Origin of the sequence: Extibacter muris (genome assembly GCF_004345005.1) — a bacterium.
Taxonomy (GTDB): Bacteria; Bacillota; Clostridia; order Lachnospirales; family Lachnospiraceae; genus Extibacter; species Extibacter muris.
Window position 1 is genome coordinate 1 of record NZ_SMMX01000093.1, and the last position, 558, is coordinate 558.

Consider the following 558-nt stretch of genomic DNA (forward strand, 5'->3'; position numbering starts at 1 on the left):
TCCCTTCCTTCCCTCCTCTCTTGCTTCCTTTCTTCTTCTTTTCTTTCCTTTAATAATTCCTCCCTCTCCTTCCCCTCTGCCTTCTCTTTTTTTTTTCTCTTCTTCTTCCTTTCTTTCCCCTCCCTTCCTCCTCTTTCTTTTTTTCCCCTTTTCTCTCTCCTTTCTTTCTCTTTTTTCTCCCCCCCCCCCTCCCCCTCCCTTCTCCCCCCTTCTTCCCCCCTTCTCTTTCCCATTCCCCCTCTCTTTCCTCCTCTCTCTTTTTTTCCCCATTACTCCAACCCTCCGCATAGTTTTTCCTCCCCTCCAATCCTTCCCCCTTCCCCCTCTTTTTCCCTTCTTCTTCCTCCCTTTTCTCCTCTCACTCCTCCCTTCTCTTCCTCTCTCTTTCTTTTCCCTCCTCCCCCCTTTCTCTTCTCCTCCTCTCTCCCCCTCCTCCTCTTTTTCCCTTCCTTCCTCTCTTTCTTCCTAACGGATGCTCTGCTGCCTTCCTTCCCCCTCCTCTCTCCCCCTTTCTTCCTTTTCTCCCTTCCCCTTCCTTCTTCCTTTCTCCCTGCTCTT

2 protein-coding genes are annotated in these 558 nt (G+C 50.5%); both read right to left on the reverse strand.

All coding sequences use genetic code 11. The features are described from left to right. Nucleotides 1-233 (reverse strand): hypothetical protein (locus E1963_RS23925; protein WP_201272111.1); only part of this gene is annotated, 233 nt, incomplete at its 3' end. Between the two features lie 36 nt (nucleotides 234-269). Beyond that, nucleotides 270-558 (reverse strand): hypothetical protein (locus tag E1963_RS23930; protein ID WP_201272112.1); only part of this gene is annotated, 289 nt, incomplete at its 5' end.